Origin of the sequence: Pseudoflavonifractor phocaeensis (assembly GCF_021531375.1) — a bacterium.
GTDB lineage: Bacteria > Bacillota > Clostridia > Oscillospirales > Oscillospiraceae > Lawsonibacter > Lawsonibacter phocaeensis_B.
On the sequence record NZ_JADYTU010000001.1, the window covers coordinates 116494 to 135457 of the forward strand.

An 18964-nucleotide genomic window follows, 5' to 3' on the forward strand; every position below is an offset into this window, starting at 1 on the left:
CGCAGCTGCGGGGCGCTTTTGGAACAAACGCGGGGAGGGTCAGCGCAGGACCGCGCCGCACTCCTTTTTCAGAGCCTCCAGGATGCTCTTCACATCGGCGTCCGCCTCCTCACTGGTGAGAGAGCGGTCGTCGGAGCGGAGGACCAGATTGAAGGCCACGGACTTCTTGCCGTCCTCCACGCCCTTGCCGCGGTAGATGTCGAAGAGCTTGACCTCCTTCAGCAGGCCCTTTGCCCCCTTGCGGATGGCGTTCTCCAGGGCACCCACGGTGACGTCCTCGCCGCAGACCACGGCGATGTCCCGGGTGACCGAGGGGAACTTGGGCAGGGGCTTATAGATGGGAGCAGCACCCATGGCGGCGAACAGGGCGTCGAAGCTGAGTTCGGCGCAGTACAGCTCCACGTCCACACCGTAATTCTGGGCCACCAGGGGGTGGATCTGGCCAAATACGCCCACGCTCTTGCCGTCCACCAGCACCTGGGCGCAGCGGCCGGGGTGGTAGGAGGGGTTGTCCTTCACGGCCTCGAAGGTCACGCCCTCGGCCCGGATGGAGCGGAGGATGGCTTCCACAGCCCCCTTCAGGGCGAAGAAGTTCATGCCGGCGCCGTAAGCGCCCAGGGACAGGACCTTGGGCTCGTCGGCCAGACCGTCCTCCCGCTCGAAGTAGGTCCGGCCCAGCTCATACAGGCGGGCGGACTTGTTGCGGAAGTTGTAGTTCCGGGTCAGGATCTCCAGCATAGAGGGCAGGACGGTGGTGCGCATGATAGAGGTGTCCTCGCCCAGGGGATTCATGATCTTCATGGACTTCCGGCGGGGATCGTCAGCCGCCCAGCGGATCTTGTCATAGTAGGTGGGGGAGATGAAGGAGTAGGTGATGATCTCGTTGTAGCCCATGGAGCGGCAGATGGAACCCAGAGACCGCTCCAGCTTCTGGACATCGGAGTAGCCGCCCTGGGTGGTCTCGCCCCGCTGGAGGGTACAGGGAATGTTGTTGTAGCCGTGGAACCGGGCCACTTCCTCCGCCAGGTCGGCCATGCCGATCACATCGCCGCGCCAGGAGGGAACGGTGACGTCGCCGCCGCTGACGCCGAAGCCAAGCTTCTCCAGAATGCGGACCATCTCGGGAGCCTCCACGTCGGTGCCCAGCAGGGCGTTGATCTTCTCGGGCTCCAGTTTCAGCACCCGGGGCTGGGGCACATAGTTGAGGATGTCGATGACCCCGCCCAGCACCTCGCCGGCCCCCAGCAGCTCCACCAGCTCACAGGCACGGTTGACGGCGGGCAGGGTGTTCAGAATGTCCAGACCCTTCTCGAACTTGGCGGAGGCCTCAGTGCGCATGCCCAGAGCCAGGGCGGTCTTGCGGATGGTGGTGCCGTCAAAGTTGGCGGACTCAAAGACCACGTCCACGGTGTCGCCCACGATCTCGCTGTTCAGACCGCCCATGATGCCCGCCAGACCCACGGCCCGGGTGTCGTCGGCGATGACCAGCATGTTGGAGGTCAGCTTGCGGACGTTGCCGTCCAGGGTGGTCAGCTCCTCGCCGTCCTCGGCCCGGCGGACCACGATCTTGCCGCCCTTCACATAGCGGTAGTCAAAGGCATGCATGGGCTGGCCGTACTCCAGCATGACGTAGTTGGTGATATCCACGATGTTGTTGATGGGGCGCACGCCCATGGAGCGCAGCCGCTCCCGCATCCACTTGGGGGAGGGGGCGATCTTCACGTTCCGGACCATCCGGGCGGTGTACCGGGGGCACAGGTCGGCGGCGGGAGTCTCCACGTCCAGCAGCTCCATCAGATCGCCCTGGCCGCCCCCCTTGACCACCGGCTCGTGGAGCCGCAGGTCGGCATTGAAGGTGGCGGCGGCCTCCCGGGCCAGACCGATGACGGACAGGCAGTCGGGGCGGTTGGGAGTGATCTCAAATTCCACCACATGGTCGTCAGCGCCAATGACAGGCTTGATGTCGTCGCCGGGCTTCACACCCTCCTCGTGGAGGATGAAGATGCCGTCGTTAATACAGTGTGGGAATTCCTTCTGGTCGGCGTGGAGGTCGGCCAGAGTGCAGATGGTCTTGCTCTTGGTGTTCAGAGCCACCATGTCGCCCTCGTGGATGTTCTGGCAGGGGGTGACGACCTCCGCGGTCTCCTTGCCGTCGTTCAGAGCGCATTTCCACAGGTTCACGCCCGCGTTCTCCACGGCGGTCACCTGGGCGGCCACCACGGGGCCGTAGATCTTGTGGCCGGGCTGGACGTCGGCGGGGATGGAGGGCTTGTCCTTGTCCAGGGGCTTGTAGTCGTTCAGCAGGGCGGCGGCGGTAATGACGGCGTAGGGGAAGTCCCGCTCATCCAGAGCCAGCTCCTTCAGGGAGCACAGCATGCCGTTGGACAGCACGCCGCGCAGCTTGCCCTTCTCGATTTTGTGTCCGCCGGGGAGGGTGGACTTGTGGAGGGCGGCGGGGACCAGGTCGCCGGGGTGGATGTTCCAGGCGCCGGTGACGATCTGGACGGGCTCCTCGCGGCCCGCATCGATCTGGCAGACCCACATGTGGTCGGAATCGGGGTGGCGCTCCATGGACAGGATCTTGCCCACCACTACGTTGGAGATCTCGCAGCCCAGGTCCTCGGTGATCTCAACCTTGGAGCCGGACAGGGTCATGGCTTCGGCAAAGTCTTTATCATTGGCCTCAACGGTAACAAACTCATTGAGCCATTTACGGGATAGATTCATACATCAAAACTCCTTATAAGTAAAACGCAGAAACGCGGGAATGAAACTCATTTCTGCATTCTGAATTCTGCATGGAAACGATTTGAAACCTGGGGATCAAAACTGCTCCAGGAACCGGGTGTCGTTCTCAAAGATCAGCCGCAGGTCGGTGATCTTGAACTGGCGCATGGCCAGACGCTCCAGACCCATACCGAAGGCCCAACCGGAGTAGACCTCGGGGTCGATGCCGGACATCTCCAGCACCTTGGGATGGATCATGCCGGCGCCCAGCACCTCGATCCAGCCCTCGCCCTTACAGGTGGGGCAGCCCTTGCCGCCGCACTTGTGGCACTGGACGTCCATCTCACAGGAGGGCTCCGTAAAGGGGAAGTGGTGGGGGCGGAACCGGGTGACGGTGCCCTTGCCGAAAAGCTGCTCCACCACGGCGTTCAGGGTGCCCTTCAGGTCGGACATGGTGACATTTTTGTCGATGACCATGCCCTCCACCTGGTGGAACATGGGGGAATGGGTGGCGTCCACCTCGTCCTTCCGGTATACCCGGCCGGGGGCAATGATGCGGATGGGCAGCTCCATGGTCTCCATGGCGTGGACCTGCATGGGGCTGGTCTGGGAGCGGAGCATCACCCGGCTGTCGGCGTCAAAGTAGAAGGTATCGGACCAGTCGCGGGAGGGGTGGCCCTCCTCGGCGTTGAGCCGGTCGAAGTTATAGTAGGCCAGCTCCACCTCGGGGCCGTCCAGAACGGTAAAGCCCATGCCCACAAAGATGTCCTTGATCTCATCCAGGGCGCTGTACATGGGGTGCTTGTGGCCGATGGCCACGCTGTCGCCGGGGATGGTCACGTCCACCGCCTCCAGCTTCAGCTTGGCCTCCAGGGCGGCGGCCTCCAGCTTTTTGCCGGCGGCCTCCAGGGCCTCCTCCAGAGCGGCGCGGACCTCGTTGGCCAGCTGGCCCATGGCGGGGCGCTCCTCGGCGGACAGCTTGCCCATTTGCTTCAGAACGGCTGTGAGTTCGCCCTTCTTGCCCAGGTACTGGACCCGCAGGGCGTCCAGAGCGGCGGAGTCCTTGGCGCCGTCAAAGGCGGCCAGAGCCTGGGCGCGGATGTTTGCTAACTGTTCTTTCATAACTGATTCTCCTTTTTCTTTGGAAGAAAATAACCTTATTTCAAAAATTCGCTGACCGGGTGCTCCACCGTGATGTTGTGGCGGGGCAGGTCATACAGGCCTCGGGAGAGGTCGGCGGGGCCGTGCCGGGTGGTGACGGTGATGGCGAAGTGCTCCCGGAGATAGTCGTTGGCCCAGCGCTCCTTCTGGCCGTGGGGGTAGGCGAAGAAGAGAACCTCGGTACCCAGATTGGCCTGGATCTGGTCAATGCTGGCCTGCAGATCAGGGAAGATCCGGGCCTCATAGTCCGACCGGCTTTCACCGGAGATGTGCTTGATGCCTCGGGGGTCCTCCTGGTGGGCGTCATAGGTGTGGGAGCCGAATTCCACCAGACCGGAGGCGGCCATCTCCCGGCACATGTCCCAGGTCAGAAAATCGGGGTGCTGCTCTTCAATCTGCCGGGTGATGAGGGAGATAACGGCCTTGGCCTGAAACTCCTCCAGGATGGGGAAGGCCAGATGGTAGTTGCTGGCATAGCCGTCGTCGAAGGTGATGAGCACCGCCTTTTCCGGCAGGGGAGTCCCGGCAGCCAGCTGGCTGGGCAGCAGCCAGGTGTACCCGTTGTCCCGCAGCCACTGGAGGTCCTCCCAGAACCGGCCGGTGGTGATGGTCCAGGTGTTGCAGCTCTGGCCGTCCTCCACCATATGGTGGTACATCAGGATATAAAGGGTGTGATTATCAGAGAGCGCGGGCTCCGGTTGGAGTTCAGACGGCGGTTCGGGAGCCGGTTCAGGCCCGGCTTCCGGCAGCGGTTCAGGCTCGGTGCCGGACTCCGGCTCCGGTTCTGTTTCCGTCTCCGGCTGGGCCTCGGGCGCGGGCTCCGGCACATCTATGGGCTCCGGGGCCGGCTGAGGCTCAATTTGCGGCGGGGATGGGGGCTGAGGCTGCTCCGGCAGAGCGGAAGGGAGCTGTTCGGGGGTAGCGGGGTCCGATGCCTGGGGCGGCTGTTCGGGAGAAGAAACTTGCTCCTGACTCTGACTGGCAGCCGGCGGGGCAGGCGGGGAGACGGGACCGGGTGCGGACTGACAGGCGGCCAGTGCCGAAAGCCCGGCCAGCAGAAGGAAAACGGCGGCTCCGAATCGGAAAAGACGCATGAGATACCTCCCTCAAAAGAGTTGAAAAAAGCCCTCCGTCCCTTGACTGTTGGGACGAAAGGCAAACCTTCCGCGGTACCACCCGCATTCGCGCCCCGAAGGGCACGCACTTAAGCTCCGATAACGGCGGAAACCCCGTCCCGCTCTCGCGGGCCGCTCCCGGGCGAACCAAGCGGTTGTGTTCCAGGGCGGCTTTCAGCCGGTGACCGCCCCTCTCTGCGGAACAAATGCACGCTATTTTCCCGTTCCTCGCATTTAGACTAAAGGTATTTATATCATAAAAAGCCGGGTTTTGCAAGAGCGAAAACGGGGTTATTTGAGAATAAGCGGTCTGGCGGACCACAGCCGCGGCGGTTCTTTGGGAAAATGCCGTAAATGTGCCGGACCGCCGGACCGCCGGACCGCCGGAGCGGGATGGAGAGCCGGGGGTCATGTGGGGCGGATCACCCCGCAGGCGATTTTGTTACCGGAGTTGCCGGAAGGCTGGGAGTGAAAATCGTCCGGACCGCTGTGGATCACCACAGAGCGTCCGATCACATCCCTCACGGAGAAACGGTCTGTCAGCACCGATAAATGCGCCCGTCCGCGGCATGACAGCAGCGGGGGCAGATCGCCCGCGTGGTTGGGGTGAGGCGCGCCGGTAGGATTATAGTGGCTGCCCGTGCCGGAAAAGTTGTCTCCGGTACAGCTGCCGCCCTCGTGGATATGAAGGGCACAGAAGCCCGGGCCGCCATCCTGCGGCAGTCCGGATACATTGGCCACGACCAAAACGCCCTGTGGCTGCTGATAAAATTGAACGCAGCCGTGCAGACAGGGGGCCTCATCGCCGCCTCTGATCTGTGCGGTCCCGTCAGGACGGGCAGAACATGTGCGCATACGATCACCTCGCAGCCAGCTTATGCGGGAACACAGATTGCTGTGAAAAGATATCCTTGCGGACATGGCTGAGACAGTGCGGGGAAAAGGTCCACAGGAGGCGGCGGAGGGAGCTGCTTTTTGATCCGGACTTGTCCGGAACGCCGCGCGGTAATCTTGAAAACAGTTCTGGTGAAACGGGAAAATAAAGTGTCAATTTTAAGCACAATCGTTCATTCGTTCAAATTTCTTTGGACGCCAACAAATAATAGAAGAATAATTATTTTATATATAAAAGTATACAAAATAAAAATGCAAATTTTATATATAAAATATTATTGAATCAATTTTTTAAAAAATAGGAAATATTATTCACAAACGCTCATTTGAAATGCCTGTAAAGGTATGCTATGTTATTGAAACAGTACGCGTGGAATTGCGTTTTGTAGGAGGAACAGAAAAACGTAACGTCTGTGCCTCTCAGAATGACAGCTCTGCGCAAAGTGCGTGTGGTCGATTCACTTTTTACTTTGAGAAAAAGTGGGAAAAGAAGAGATGAAGATGAAAGGAACGGAAACAGGAAGATGGACGAGAAAAAGACTGTGACAGGGAAGGCCAGTGTGGACCGCCCCTGGATGAAGTATTACCCCGAGATGGTGCGAAACCTGAAGCTCCCTGAATGTACGCTCACGGATTACATGAAGATGAAAGCCCCCGGACCGGATGTTGTGGCGATGCACTACTACGGGGTGGATTTTACTTGGGAGCGGATCTTCCAGTGGGTCGATGAAACCGCTCTGGCTCTGCGTGCCATGGGGATCGGCGAGGGGGACCAGCTCCCTGTGATGCTGCGTTCCGTGCCTGAGTTTATCATCCTGCTGCTGGCGGCGGAAAAGGTCGGCGCTTCTGTTCTGTGCCGCGACAATACCATCGAGGAGAACGCTGAGGCTATCGCCAGGTCCGGTGCCAAGGTCATGGTGATCCACGACTTCCTGTCTCAGGAAGAACTGGATGCCTACTGCGCCGCCGGTGTTAAGCGGGTGATCACCCTCTCTCCCTATCACTCCGCCGATCCCGAGCAGATGCCCGAGCATGTCACGCGTTTCGTTGAGAATTGTTATCCCGCCAAGAAGGCGGAGGGCGAGCAGCTCATGAGCTGGGACGAGTTCATGGCCAAGGGCAAGGATTTCAAGGGCCAGGTCGAGGCCGATCCGGATTATAATCGTCCTCTGCTGTGTGTGTACACCAGCGGCTCCACCGGCACGTCCAAGCAGGTCGTCCATTCCGCCAAGACCTTGATCGGTGTGGTCCATCAAATGGCTTTCTACGGTGCCACCGATGATTTCCGTCCTACCTGGCTGCTGACCATTCTGCCTCCCTGCCTGGTGGCCGTGGTCGTTTCCATGATGCTGATGCCTCTTGCCTCCAACAAGCTGCTGATCCTGGATCCCTTTGTGGAGGTAGAGGATCTGGACTTGGAGTTCATGCGCTACCGTCCCAATCTCTGGCCCCATATCCCAATGTTTATCGCGGCTCTGATGCGCAGCAAGCGCTTGCCTGCCGATTATGATATGTCTCATCTGCTGGCCGCCGGCTGCGGCTGCGAGGGGTTCAACAACATGCAGATCAGAAACGCGGAGCAGTTCCTGCGCAGTCATAACTGCATGGCCCCCTACACGCTGTCCTACGGCCAGAGCGAGGTCGGTTCCAGCTGCGCCCTTCCCTGCCCGGGCCAACCCGTGAAGGACTGTGCGGTTGGCATTCCCGCCCCCCTGAATATCATCAGCGTGTTCAAGCACGGCACCGAGGAGGAACTGGATTACGGCGAAGTGGGCGAGATCTGCGTCTCCGGCCCCGGCCTGATGCTGGGCTATGACGACGAGGAGAAGAGCGTGGAGGCTCTGCAGACCCACAGCGACGGCCTGACGTGGCTGCATACTGCCGACCAGGGCTACATGGACGAAAACGGCATCATCTATATGCTGGGCCGCGGCGACAAGGTGCGCTATAACGGCGGCGCGCTGCTGGAACTGGTGATGGAGAACCGGGTCGCTGAGGCTGGGATCGAGGGTCTGGTGGACGGATTCTTCGTCATCGTCCCCGACAAGGAGCACAAGGGTTACTATCTGCCCTACCTGTATACTGTTCTGGAGGACGGCTGTGCCCCTGAGGATATCCGGGAGGCTGTTGACAACGCCTTGGAGGATTTCGAGCGCCCTGTGGAGATCATCCAGGTGCCCGAACGCCCCTTCTTCCATTTTAAGACCAACCGGATCGGTCTGGCCCGCCAGCTGATGGGCGAGAATTAATATGGGTAAATACGCGGGATTCACTGGAGGCGCCAGACCGGAGGCACGGACCAGTGGGTCCCGCGCTTTTTTGTTCTGTAAAGTCTAGGCCCCCGGGCGGGAGAAAAAAGAAAGGAGATGGGGTTGCAATCAAAGGTAGTTTCTGGTATACTTTTTCCATATAATTATGAAGAGTGTGTTCGATAGAGCGAAGGCCTTGTTAGGCTGGAGGATCCGCGGGAAGCCGATCAAAAAAGCAGAACGTAATCAATGAGATGAGGAGAATCTGTGATGAGGAAAAAAGCTAGATGGCTGACATCGGTCATGCTGACAGCTGCCATGGTTATGAGCTGTCTGCCCATCGCGTCAGCAAAGACGTACACCCCGCCAAGCGCTCAGGGAAGCGCAAACTCCAATCCCTGGGGCATCAACGTGGACCTGTCCGGCGTCCCGGCGCAGGTGCAGGCTACGGTAGCCAATATGATCGCCCAGGGCGAGGAGCCCATGGAGAAGCAGACCGATGCTCTCCTGGCTAAACTCGTGGAAAGAGCCAGCGGCATCAGCCTGGAGGCTGTCAAGACCAGCCTGGGCTTGGAGCTGCTGCAGAACGACATGGGTACCTTTGATACCTCCCGCTTCAACCTGACTGAGAGCCAGTTCAACCGGGTCATGAGAGAGGTCCTGGCGGACTATTACCTGGGCGACGTGGCTTATGAGTGCGAGGTCGTGGACGGCAAGGTCACGGGAATCAATTATGTGCCCAAGTCCGAGGCGTCCGACGCGATGATCACCGCCGCCATGCTGGCAGAGGATGACGAGGAATCGGTGTCTTCTCAAACCATGGCCGCCTCCTTTTCGCTGAATAATGAGGATGCGGCCGTTTTGTCCGATGAGGACGACGTCGATGAGAATACGCAGGACATCACGGTCAAAGTAAACTGGAAGGACAATAACAAGACGGCAAACCGTCCCGACACCGTGACACTGATTCTCATTGGCAAGACCGAGAACAGTGATCAGGATACTTCAGAGTATTATGACCAAGACGATCCTTACTATTATGAATACAAATTTGAATTCGATAAGAAGACCCCTTCTAAAACGATTTCCGTTCCCAAGTACGACGAGGCTGATAATGAGATTACCTATACTGTTTCCGAGAATGGCATTGAAAACGGCGGCACACTGAATGGCAAGAAGGGTGCCACCTATACCGTCACATACGATCAGGCCAACTACACCGTGACAAATACTGCGGACGGCGAGTCTGGTACTGAGTATGATGTCTATTTCGACTGGCAGCGTGACGACAAATTTGTCGATGCGGACGGGAACATAGTCGGTAAAGAAAACGCTGCCATGACTCTGATTTACGATTCGGAGACAAAGACAATTGGATACGGAGAGAAGAGCGTCATCGACTTCAAACTGGTGTCCGTCACGCTGACGCCCAAGGACGGCGATGGCAGTGAGAAGATTGTTCTGGAACCTACGGAAGAAAATGGCGTGGATTACGAAACGATGTACGCGTTCGGAGAGCATGAGTCCCTGAACAGGGCCGACTTCGGTAAAAACGCCGACTACGCTTCCACCATCAAGTATGCCACCTACGACTGCAAGTACGGCACCTTCGAGGACCGGAAGGATGTGACCGCCTGCGCTGAACAGATCCACTGGAACCAGATGCTGACCTTCACCGGCGACTTTGCCCAGCACTTCGGTGCGGCAGGTGACTTCTGGACCTCCAAGAATACGAAGGATACGCCTTACGGTGCGTTCAAGACCCAAATCGACTCTTATCCGGAGGACTACATCCCCGATGCCGTTATGGACCACACCATGGAGATGATGACCCTGGCCTATATGTCCTATGAGAAGGACTACGGCAGCCTGCTGGATGAGAAGATCAAGGACTGCCTGGACCAGCTGGACGAGAAGATGACCCCGGTCCAGAAGTATCTGGTCATCCACGACTGGATCGCCAATAACGCAGAGTTTGACATGGGCGTCCTGGTCAAGACCGCGGCCGGCACCGGCAATCCGGATCCCGCCCAGATGACCGCCTTCGGCACCCTGCTGTCTGATGCCATGGGCTATGACGGCTGCGTCTGCTTGGGCTACGCCGCCACCTTCGCCGTGCTGGTCCAGCAGGCATTCCCTGAGATCTACCAGAACGAGGACGGCACCTGGAAGACCGCCTCCGAGGTGAAAGATAAAGACATCGTGGACCTGGTCCAGATCCGGTTCTACGCGGACCTGGCCGAGTTCAGCGTAGCTGGTGCGGATTCCGGCTTCGGCAAGGCCGATGAGATGTTCGGCTCCGCCCATTACTATAATGCGGTCAAAGTCGGGAGCAAGTGGTACTGCATTGACTCCGCCTATGACGACATCAGTACCGAAGTCATGGACCAGTGCCGCGTGGAGACCAAGGGCAATATTTCCCACAAGTACTTCATGATCTCTCCCGTCAACATGCTGGGCATGTTCGAGGATTCCATGGACTACATCGACTGCCGGTATGACGGCGTGGTCTTCCTGAGAACCCTCAACACGGATGAAGAGGGCAATGTGATCGTGGACGCCAACGGCAATCCCTATAAGACCGAGAAGGATAAGTACGGCAACGAGCATGTGTACTGGACCAAGTACAACGTGGAAGACGTGGGCATGAAGGAGCTGGAATGCGACGACGAGCAGTATGAGGCCACCTGGTTCTCCGGCGCTGTGGGCGAGATCACCCATGACGACAACTACTGGTATTACATCACCGGCCCCAGCTTCTCCTACGCCAACATGATGAACATGATGAACCAGATGAAAGACCAGGGCAAGGACCTGGGCGAACTGATGGAGCAGATGCGCGGCGAGAGCAACAACTCCGAGAAGGACCGGCTGGTCCGCCGTCCCCGCACCGCCGTGGATGAGCCGAAGGAGACGGAGGAGACGGAGGAAGAAGAAAGCGGCAGCAGCGGCGGTACCGGCGGCATGAGCTCCTACGACGATCCCCACGATGAGATCCTGTTCCATTTCGGCTACGGCTCCGTGCTTCCCGACGAGGAAGTGCTGGACAACAAGGACATCTCCGAAGATAAGAAGCAGGGCCCGTATTACGACCAGGTCCTCCTGGACGAGACATACTACGACATGTATCCCGATCTGGTCCACAGTATGGGTATGTACGACGGCGTGCTCTATTTCAACCTGGGCAACAAGATCTACACCATGACCGGCGCGGACAAGGTGACCAGCGCGGAAGAGAAGCTGACCCTGGAGGATGTGGCCATTGCCCAGCTGAAGGAGTACAACGACGTGTACGCCAAGACCGACGGCCGTGACTTCACCGGTATGTCCTTCTACGCGGTGTCGAAGGCTGACTACAACGCAGAGGGTGCCGAGAACAACGCCTTCCATGTGTTCAACCGTCCCATCGCCGCCATCTGCATTGAGGATGAGGTGATATATCGGGAGGATCCGATTATGGGTGGCCCTGATGGTGAAACTGTGGTCGGCAAGACCACGGTCCGCGATGGCGACCCCGTTCCCACCCTGACTGTCAGTATCGGCACCAACTTCTCTGAGTCCAACAAGGGCCGGAAGGATGATGACGGCAATTACGTGTACGGCCCCTACGAGCCCTACACGCTGGAGGCCGTGGACTACAACCCCGATTACAGCAAGTACACCGACGACGGCTCTGATCCCGATGTCAACGACAACGAGGAGTTCATGTGGTGCGCCAACGTGGTGGATACCATGCCCATGGACGCTATGCTCGAAGAGTTGGCCTCTGAGGAGAACACAGAAGACGCTGAAGCGGTTGAGAATGCCTCTGAGGGCACTGAGGATGACAAGTACGTTACTGTTACCGTTCGTGCCTGGTGTGGTCAGGATGGTTACACGGAGCAGCGGACCAAGACATACGGCTTGAGTGACGGCACCGCTAAGGTCACAAACGAGAATGATCTGGCGCAGAACCACCACTACATCGACAACGAGCTGGAAGAGTGCTACGTCTGCGTCCACTGCAATACCTCCTATCACGAGGAGTACGAGGACGGTGACGACGGGTACAAGCCGTATGACAAGGATGCGACCTACGAGCACTATGACTATGATGAGGGCGAGACCCCTGAGTTCGTGAACATCGAGTGGGCGGCGGACTACAGCACCTGCACGGCACAGCTCAAGTGTGCTGAGCGGTACTGCGACGCTGCGATCTACGATACCTTTAACTGCACAGTCAAGGATGAGGAAATCGCCGGCTCGGACGGCAATACTTACAGAGTGTGCACCGCGACCTACATGGGCAACGTGGTCGATAAGCAGTATCCCAATGGCAAGCCCGCGTACACCCTGGGCGATGTGAATGACGACGGCGAGATCAAATTGAAGGACGTCGTTCTCCTGCGCCAGTATTACGCAGGTGGGGATGTTACGGTGAATGAACTCGCTGCCGATGTGAACGGAGACGGCTCAGTCACTCTGAAGGACGTCGTTCTCCTGCGCCAGTATTACGCGGGATGGGATGTCCAGCTCGGCAAGAGCGAAGATGCTGAATAATTTAGGAATCTGTTTAACAAAACAAGGAGGTTTTTGAAATGAAAAAGCGAATTGCCGCCTTATTGATGGCGGTCACTGTGGCGATCTCCTGTATGGGTGTTGCCTTTGCGGCGGATAGCGGCAGTGTTTCCCTTAGCGGCCCCAGTGATCATGTCAAAGCAGGGGAAACGTTTGATGTTGTTGTAACGCTGGAGAGTAACCCCGGATTGGCTGGCCTGGCTTTGAATATCTCTTACGACAGCCAGTATCTGACCCTGACAAATTCCGAGCTTGTCAGCGGTGATGAGAAGATCTTCTCTGTCTCCATCACCAGCCCGAGCCTGGATACGAAGCCCTATCTGCTGTCCTTTGACAGTGAGGGCAACGTTACCGGAACTGGAAAGCTGGCTACCCTGACTTTTGAGGTCATCGAAGACGCCCCCGGGGGTGAGGCGGAGATCGTCTGCACGATTAAAGAAGCCTTCGACGAGGGTATGAACGACGTCTCTATGGACGGCGACAAGATCACTGTTGCTGTGGACGGCGTACATCAGCACAGCCTGACGAAGGTCGATGCCAAGGAGGCCACCTGCACCGCAGCTGGCAACAACGAGTATTATACCTGCTCCTGCGGTAAGGTTTTCAAGGATGCTGAAGGCATGACCGAGACCACTGTGGAAGCCGAGACTATCCCTGCGGCCCACAAGTGGGACGAGGGCAAGGTCACTGCTGAGCCCACCTGCACCGCGGACGGTGTCAAGACCTACACCTGCACCGCCTGCGACGAGACCAAGACCGAGACCATTGCCGCCAAGGGCCACACTTGGGACGAGGGCAAGGTCACTACTGAGCCTACCTGCACTGTGAAGGGCGAAAAGACTTACACCTGTACCGTTGAGGGCTGCGGCGCTACTAAGACTGAAGATGTTCCTGCTCTGGGCCACGATTATGTTGATGGTACCTGCACCCGTTGCGGTGACGAGCAGTTCTCCGGCGGCGGCAGCGGCGGCGGTTCCGGCTCCGGCTCTGGTTCTGGCTCTGGTTCTGGCTCTGGTTCTGGCTCTGGTTCTGGCTCTGGTTCTGGCTCTGGTTCTGGCTCCAACTCCGGCAACACCGGTACCGTTGTTGAGCCCGAAGAGAAGGTGCCCTTTACCGACATTAACGGCCACTGGGCCGCTGATGTCATCGGCAAGGTTTACATTGATGGCATTATGAACGGCGTTTCCGACACCGAGTTTGGTCCCGACATGACTCTGACCCGCGGTATGGTCGTTACCATCCTGTACGGTCTGGAGGGCAAGCCCGAAGTGACCGCCGAGAACAAGTTCACTGATGTCCCCGAGGATCAGTATTATTGCAATGCTGTCATCTGGGCTTACGAGAACGGTATCGTCAAGGGCATGGGCGAGAGCGTCTTTGCTCCCAACGACAACATCACCCGTCAGCAGCTGGCCACCATTATGCTTCAGTACGCCAAGTTCCAGGGCGCTGATGTGTCCAAGACGACCAGCCTGGCCGCCTATAAGGATGCCGACCAGGTCTCTGCTTGGGCCGTGGAAGGCATGGAGTGGGCTGTTGCCAACGGCATCATCTCCGGCAAGGGCGATGGCATCCTGGATGCCCAGGGTACCGCTACCCGCGCTGAGTGCGCTCAGATCATCTACAACTTCATCGGCGAGTAATAAATTGCAACCGCGCCTTTCGTCTGGCAGCCCCGCAAGGGGCTGCCGGACAAGGCGCTTGTAAAGCATAATATAGAGAGAAGATTGGTCCCTGGCCCATTATTTTTGAGGAAAAGGAGAATGTGATATGCGGAAGAATCGCCGTTGGATTGCTATCGTAATGGCAATCTGTATGATAGCCGCACTGTCTTCCAATGTGTTTGCAAGCAATGTGACTGCTGAGACTGTACCCGCACCTACTTGTGAAGTAATTATCCCCGGTGACCAGATCCCTGCTGCCCCTGTTCTGCCCGCGCTGCCTGGGTGCCCCGCGCTGCCTGTGCTCCCTTCGATTCCCGTTCTGCCGGAGTTGCCCGAGTGTCCCGAACTGCCCGAGTGTCCCGAGTTGCCTGAGTGCCCCTCGCTGCCTGGGTGCCCCGCGCTGCCTGTGCTCCCTTCGATTCCCGTTCTGCCGGAGTTGCCCGAGTGCCCTGAGTTGCCCGAGTGCCCTGAGCTGCCCGAGTGTCCCGAGTTGCCTGAGTGCCCCGAGTTGCCCGAGATCCCTGATATCGATGTTGAGGATCACGGCTGTGAGGCCACTCACATTGACGTGAAGGTCGACGCCAAGTATTCCGTTAAAATCGACGGCGAGACCGTGGTGATGCAGGGCAAGCTGGACCCCGATTCTATTAAGATCGTGGTCAAGACTCCGCTCACCAATATCAATTATGACTTTTCCGATTTTGATGTTAAGACCCGCAGAGAGCGTGGTATGTGGGAGTACAGCATCGGTCTGAGCCTTCCCGATGGTACTCTGCTGGCCGCTATCGACTGGGTCGGCGCCAGCTTCTACATGAGAAATCTGTACTTCAGTGCCGATATCCTGTTTGAGGATGTGCCTGACGCCCTGAAGGAGGTTCTGCCCCAGAACGAGGATGGACTGTATGTTGTGGAGGTTGAGGACCACCGCTACACCGGCATCCAGGAGTGCACCGGCGGCCACGGCATGAGAAGCCAGGGCCACCATGGCATCCCCACCGGCCTGGACCTGTATCTGACCGGCGCTTCTTTGGCCCCCTACATCACCAACGATGACCTGACCATCGAAAAGGTCCTGGTTGACCAGGACGGCAAGGCCGTTGAAGTCGGCGAGAACGCCCCCGAGTTCACCTTCACCATGAAGGATAGCAAGGGCAACGATGTTTACTTTGTGAACAACGTTTACAGCGCCTCTGACGCTGAGAACGCTTCCAATAAGATCAAGGTGGCTGCCGACGCGTCTGTCACCCTGAAGGATCTGCCCAAGGGTACTTATGAGATTACCGAGCTCACATCTGAGGGCTATAAGATCTACTCCATCGAGGAAGTTGCCAGCGAGAAGACCAGCATCACGGTCAGTGTGGGTGCTGAGGATGATGTGATCACCTTCGCCAATACCAAGGTCGACCCCACTGATCCTACCGACCCTACCGATCCTACCGATCCTACCGACCCCACTGATCCTACCGATCCTACCGATCCCACCGAGCCTACCGATCCTACCGATCCCACCGATCCTACCGAGCCCAGCAACCCCACTGATCCTACTGAGCCCAGTAATCCCACCGATCCTATCGAGCCCACTGATCCCACCGAGTCTACCACTGAACCTGATCCCGCTCCGGTAGATGTTGAGCCTGTTTTGGACGATGTGCCCAAGACCGGTGATGACGGCAATGTTGCTCTGATGATGCTGCTGCTGGCATGCGCTGCCGCCGGTATGGCTGTCACCTTTGCCGCGAGCAAGAAGCTGAGCTACACTGGCAAGCGTGTGAAGTGAGCGAAGAGAGAATGTGAGACGTGGTAACGGATGCGTTGCCGTGTCAGATCAGGCTCAAGACCATTTTCTCGGAAACAGATCTATGAACGTGAAACGCAGAGCATTATTGCTGACCGTGTCTCGGCTGCTGTTCCTGTTTTTTGCCGCGGTCTTTCTCATCGTCTCTGTTCTGTTGGCTGCCCGACTGTACCGTGAGCGGAAAGAGCAACAGGCGTTTGAGAGATTGAGCGCGATCGTGTCGGAAGAGGACAGACAGCTGGAGGAAAGCGATGAGCAGCCTGACAGCTTATCTGGCGATGGAGTGCAGAGGGAAGAAATTACAAAGCTGGACCGTTATCGCCAACTCTACGCGATGAATCCGGACTTTTTTGGCTGGATCTCCGTGGCTGGCACCCCGCTGAATTATCCGGTGATGTATAAGCCAGATAGAGAGGATTACTACCTCAGACGTGCTTTTGACGGCAGCAAGTCTCTGAGCGGAGTTCCGTATATCGAGGAAAGCTGCTTTCCAGGCTGCGGGAACTACTTGATCTATGGTCACTACATGAAAAATGGCACCGTATTTGCCGCTGTCACGTCCTATGAATCGCAGAGCTTTTGGGAAGAACATCCTACGATCTCTTTCGATACGTTGGATGGGGAAGGCGAGTACAAGGTCATGGCTGCGTTTGACTCCCGCGTGTATGCTGTGGACGAGAAGAATGTGTTCCGCTATTATCAATACACGGATCTGAGCAATCCCGAGGTCTTTGCGGAATATGTTTCTCTGGTACAGAAACATGCTCTGTATGACACGGGTGTTACGGCGGAATACGGCGATGAGCTTATCACCCTGAGTACCTGCAGCTATAAGACGAAAAACGGACGTTTTGTCGTCGTTGCGTGTAAGCAAAGCTAAACCGAAAAGTCCCTATTACCATGTGGGAACATGGTAATAGGGACTTTTTTAATCCGATTCAAAAGAGCCTGAAAACCGGGGACCTGACAGGAAGAAGATAGATATGCTGAGAAAATTGAATCGAGCATAAAAAGGAACGCGGTTTGCAGGGCAGGACACTTATCCGTTTTGAAGCAAAATATTCACGGTCTGAATCACATGCTGCACCATTTCCGCGGCAGATATCCTGTCTTCAATGGCGACGTATTTGTTATCTGTCCAAATATCATCAAAAAATCTGCGGAACACGTCACAGATCTGCACTTTGTTCAAAATACTGATGTTATTGGTGGGCGCGGTGCGAACCAGCCGCAGGTAGCACAGCGTATCTGACAAAAACAGCGTGGGATTGGGTACGCATTGCAGATCGGTAAGAAGGCCGCTGCGCAGCATTTTGATGTTCAGACGAGGATTTTTCTGAAACAGAGACGTAAAGTGCTGCAAGTATTTAAGCCGCTGTTGGGGCGTCAGATTGACCTTTTGATTGTAGAAATCCAATTGTCCCGACACCGCGAAATCTGTCAGCGCGTCTTCATGAACCAGGATCTGAATATCCATGTTTTCCAGAATACTCTTGACCAGAATATGGGTCTTTTGCAGCGTCTCTTTATCAATGGACTCATTCACCGGATGATAGCCGGCAGCCAGTTCTTCGTGGAGGTCGTCCGGCAGGAAATGTTCGGTCAGGTGTCCCAGCAGCCATCGCTGGTTTCTTGCAAACAGGTACTGGAGATAGTCGTGGCTGTGCAGCATTTCGCCCATTGTGACTTTGCGCACCAATAGTGTCTCATTGTTACAAAAGCTCGCCACCCGGTCATAGATCGCGTTGCAGGTCGTGATATCCTCACTTGTGACAACGGAAAGACAATGTGTTTTATCCACTACCATACCGGATATGGCATAGGCGTCTTTCACAGCAAAGACAATTTTTCCAACTGCCTGCATGCCACTATAAAGCTGGTAATCCACATTGGTCTCTTTACTCAGCATGTTGATCAGAAACACTGCATTATAGGGGTTGGTCCAATCATTTAGGTCCAGGTTGATCAGCATGGAAAAATGGACGCCGGGATAATATCGAAAGTTGACGTCCTGCCTGCCCTTAAAGTCGGCCACCATCAGCTGATAGTGTTGATCCAATGACAGAATATCAATCATTGCCACCACATAAAGCGATTTCACTTGCCTAAGTGATGGATGCTGCATTTTTGCCAAAAACTCAGCTAAGGTCAGCTCTGGATAGTGTAGTGTCTGGGGGGCGATGTTAGAGCCCGTGGTTTCTTTCAGTTCCCGGACGTAATTCAGTTCACTCTGCAAATTGTCGTAAGCTGCCCGCATCAGGTCATCATCTTGATCCACCTGATACTCTAAGTAGAGCGCCTGCCGGCTGTCGTCGTCAAGGGTGTCCACAATGCAGCGGCTGATCCCACGTAGCACGCTTTCCGCTGTTTTGTCAGAGGGAAGGGAATTGCCGTTGACCCACTTACTGATGTAGGACTCATCATACTGCAATTGCATGGCCAGCGTATGGTTTTTGAGTCCTGCCATAGCCATCAGCCGTTTCAGCAGACTGCTGAATCTGTTTTTTTCTTTCATATGTGTTCCTCCCAGTTGCAGCACCGGTGCCTCCCGCTGGCGTAAGGGAGGGCAGGCAAATTCCGCAGCTGACTGATGTGGTTCCGTTGGCAAAATGATGATTTATTTATTTCAGTATATTCTGACTCTTGTTGGTTTGTCAATAGTGCGCCGGGACGGACAAACACCCTGTTTCCGGGAGTTTTTTTCCTTTTGAAAGGAAATGCTGGGGGATGGAGTCTCTGATTGAATGGATTGCTTGCATAGGTGTAGGTTTGTCAAGGTTTACAGAAGATCAGACCGGGGTC

At 56.8% G+C, this 18964-nt stretch carries 10 protein-coding genes; 5 read left to right on the plus strand and 5 right to left on the minus strand.

Going from position 1 to position 18964, the window contains the following annotated elements; genetic code table 11:
• Positions 1-39 precede the first annotated feature (39 nt).
• The 4 genes from pheT to I6E39_RS00600 form a co-directional block, all read right to left on the minus strand.
• Positions 40-2727 carry a phenylalanine--tRNA ligase subunit beta gene (pheT, locus tag I6E39_RS00585; protein WP_235379363.1) on the minus strand — a complete coding sequence of 896 codons (2688 nt, stop codon included), beginning with the start codon at positions 2725-2727 and terminating at the stop codon, positions 40-42.
• A 96-nt stretch (positions 2728-2823) separates the two neighbouring features.
• Positions 2824-3849, minus strand: a complete 1026-nt coding sequence (pheS, locus tag I6E39_RS00590) for a phenylalanine--tRNA ligase subunit alpha (RefSeq protein ID WP_235379364.1) — start codon at positions 3847-3849, stop codon at positions 2824-2826.
• Between the two features lie 35 nt (positions 3850-3884).
• Entirely contained in the window at positions 3885-4715 is an 831-nt protein-coding gene (locus I6E39_RS00595) for a polysaccharide deacetylase family protein (RefSeq protein ID WP_235379365.1), read from the minus strand.
• A gap of 696 nt (positions 4716-5411) precedes the next feature.
• Entirely contained in the window at positions 5412-5858 is a 447-nt protein-coding gene (locus tag I6E39_RS00600) for a superoxide dismutase family protein (RefSeq protein WP_235379366.1), read from the minus strand.
• A gap of 563 nt (positions 5859-6421) precedes the next feature.
• Between I6E39_RS00600 and I6E39_RS00605 the strand changes: the two genes are divergently transcribed.
• The 5 genes from I6E39_RS00605 (at position 6422) to I6E39_RS00625 (ending at position 17042) form a co-directional block, all read left to right on the plus strand.
• Positions 6422-8146: a class I adenylate-forming enzyme family protein gene (locus I6E39_RS00605; protein ID WP_235379367.1), complete on the plus strand. Its 1725-nt coding sequence runs from the start codon at positions 6422-6424 to the stop codon at positions 8144-8146.
• A gap of 270 nt (positions 8147-8416) precedes the next feature.
• On the plus strand, positions 8417-12685 hold the full coding sequence (locus tag I6E39_RS00610) for a dockerin type I domain-containing protein (RefSeq protein WP_235379368.1): 4269 nt from the start codon (positions 8417-8419) through the stop codon (positions 12683-12685).
• Between the two features lie 92 nt (positions 12686-12777).
• Positions 12778-14346 carry an S-layer homology domain-containing protein gene (locus tag I6E39_RS00615; RefSeq protein WP_268842131.1) on the plus strand — a complete coding sequence of 523 codons (1569 nt, stop codon included), beginning with the start codon at positions 12778-12780 and terminating at the stop codon, positions 14344-14346.
• A gap of 127 nt (positions 14347-14473) precedes the next feature.
• Positions 14474-16144 (plus strand): DUF7601 domain-containing protein, encoded by a 1671-nt coding sequence (locus I6E39_RS00620; protein ID WP_235379370.1) that lies wholly within the window; start codon positions 14474-14476, stop codon positions 16142-16144.
• A gap of 82 nt (positions 16145-16226) precedes the next feature.
• Entirely contained in the window at positions 16227-17042 is an 816-nt protein-coding gene (locus tag I6E39_RS00625) for a class B sortase (protein ID WP_235379371.1), read from the plus strand.
• A 159-nt stretch (positions 17043-17201) separates the two neighbouring features.
• Here the strand turns inward: I6E39_RS00625 and I6E39_RS00630 are convergent, their stop codons facing one another.
• The gene (locus I6E39_RS00630) at positions 17202-18677 is read right to left on the minus strand and encodes a helix-turn-helix domain-containing protein (RefSeq protein WP_235379372.1); all 1476 of its coding nucleotides are present in this window, start codon (positions 18675-18677) and stop codon (positions 17202-17204) included.
• Positions 18678-18964: the final 287 nt, after the last annotated feature.

Excerpts from the sequence above, each read along its gene's own strand:
- pheT (WP_235379363.1), bottom strand. The coding sequence starts at position 2,727 with ATGAATCTATCCCGTAAATGGCTCAATGAGTTTGTTACCGTTGAGGCC.
- pheS (WP_235379364.1), bottom strand. The coding sequence starts at position 3,849 with ATGAAAGAACAGTTAGCAAACATCCGCGCCCAGGCTCTGGCCGCCTTT.
- I6E39_RS00625 (WP_235379371.1), top strand. The coding sequence starts at position 16,227 with ATGAACGTGAAACGCAGAGCATTATTGCTGACCGTGTCTCGGCTGCTG.
- I6E39_RS00605 (WP_235379367.1), top strand. The coding sequence starts at position 6,422 with ATGGACGAGAAAAAGACTGTGACAGGGAAGGCCAGTGTGGACCGCCCC.
- I6E39_RS00610 (WP_235379368.1), top strand. The coding sequence starts at position 8,417 with ATGAGGAAAAAAGCTAGATGGCTGACATCGGTCATGCTGACAGCTGCC.
- I6E39_RS00600 (WP_235379366.1), bottom strand. The coding sequence starts at position 5,858 with ATGCGCACATGTTCTGCCCGTCCTGACGGGACCGCACAGATCAGAGGC.
- I6E39_RS00630 (WP_235379372.1), bottom strand. The coding sequence starts at position 18,677 with ATGAAAGAAAAAAACAGATTCAGCAGTCTGCTGAAACGGCTGATGGCT.
- I6E39_RS00620 (WP_235379370.1), top strand. The coding sequence starts at position 14,474 with ATGCGGAAGAATCGCCGTTGGATTGCTATCGTAATGGCAATCTGTATG.
- I6E39_RS00615 (WP_268842131.1), top strand. The coding sequence starts at position 12,778 with ATGGGTGTTGCCTTTGCGGCGGATAGCGGCAGTGTTTCCCTTAGCGGC.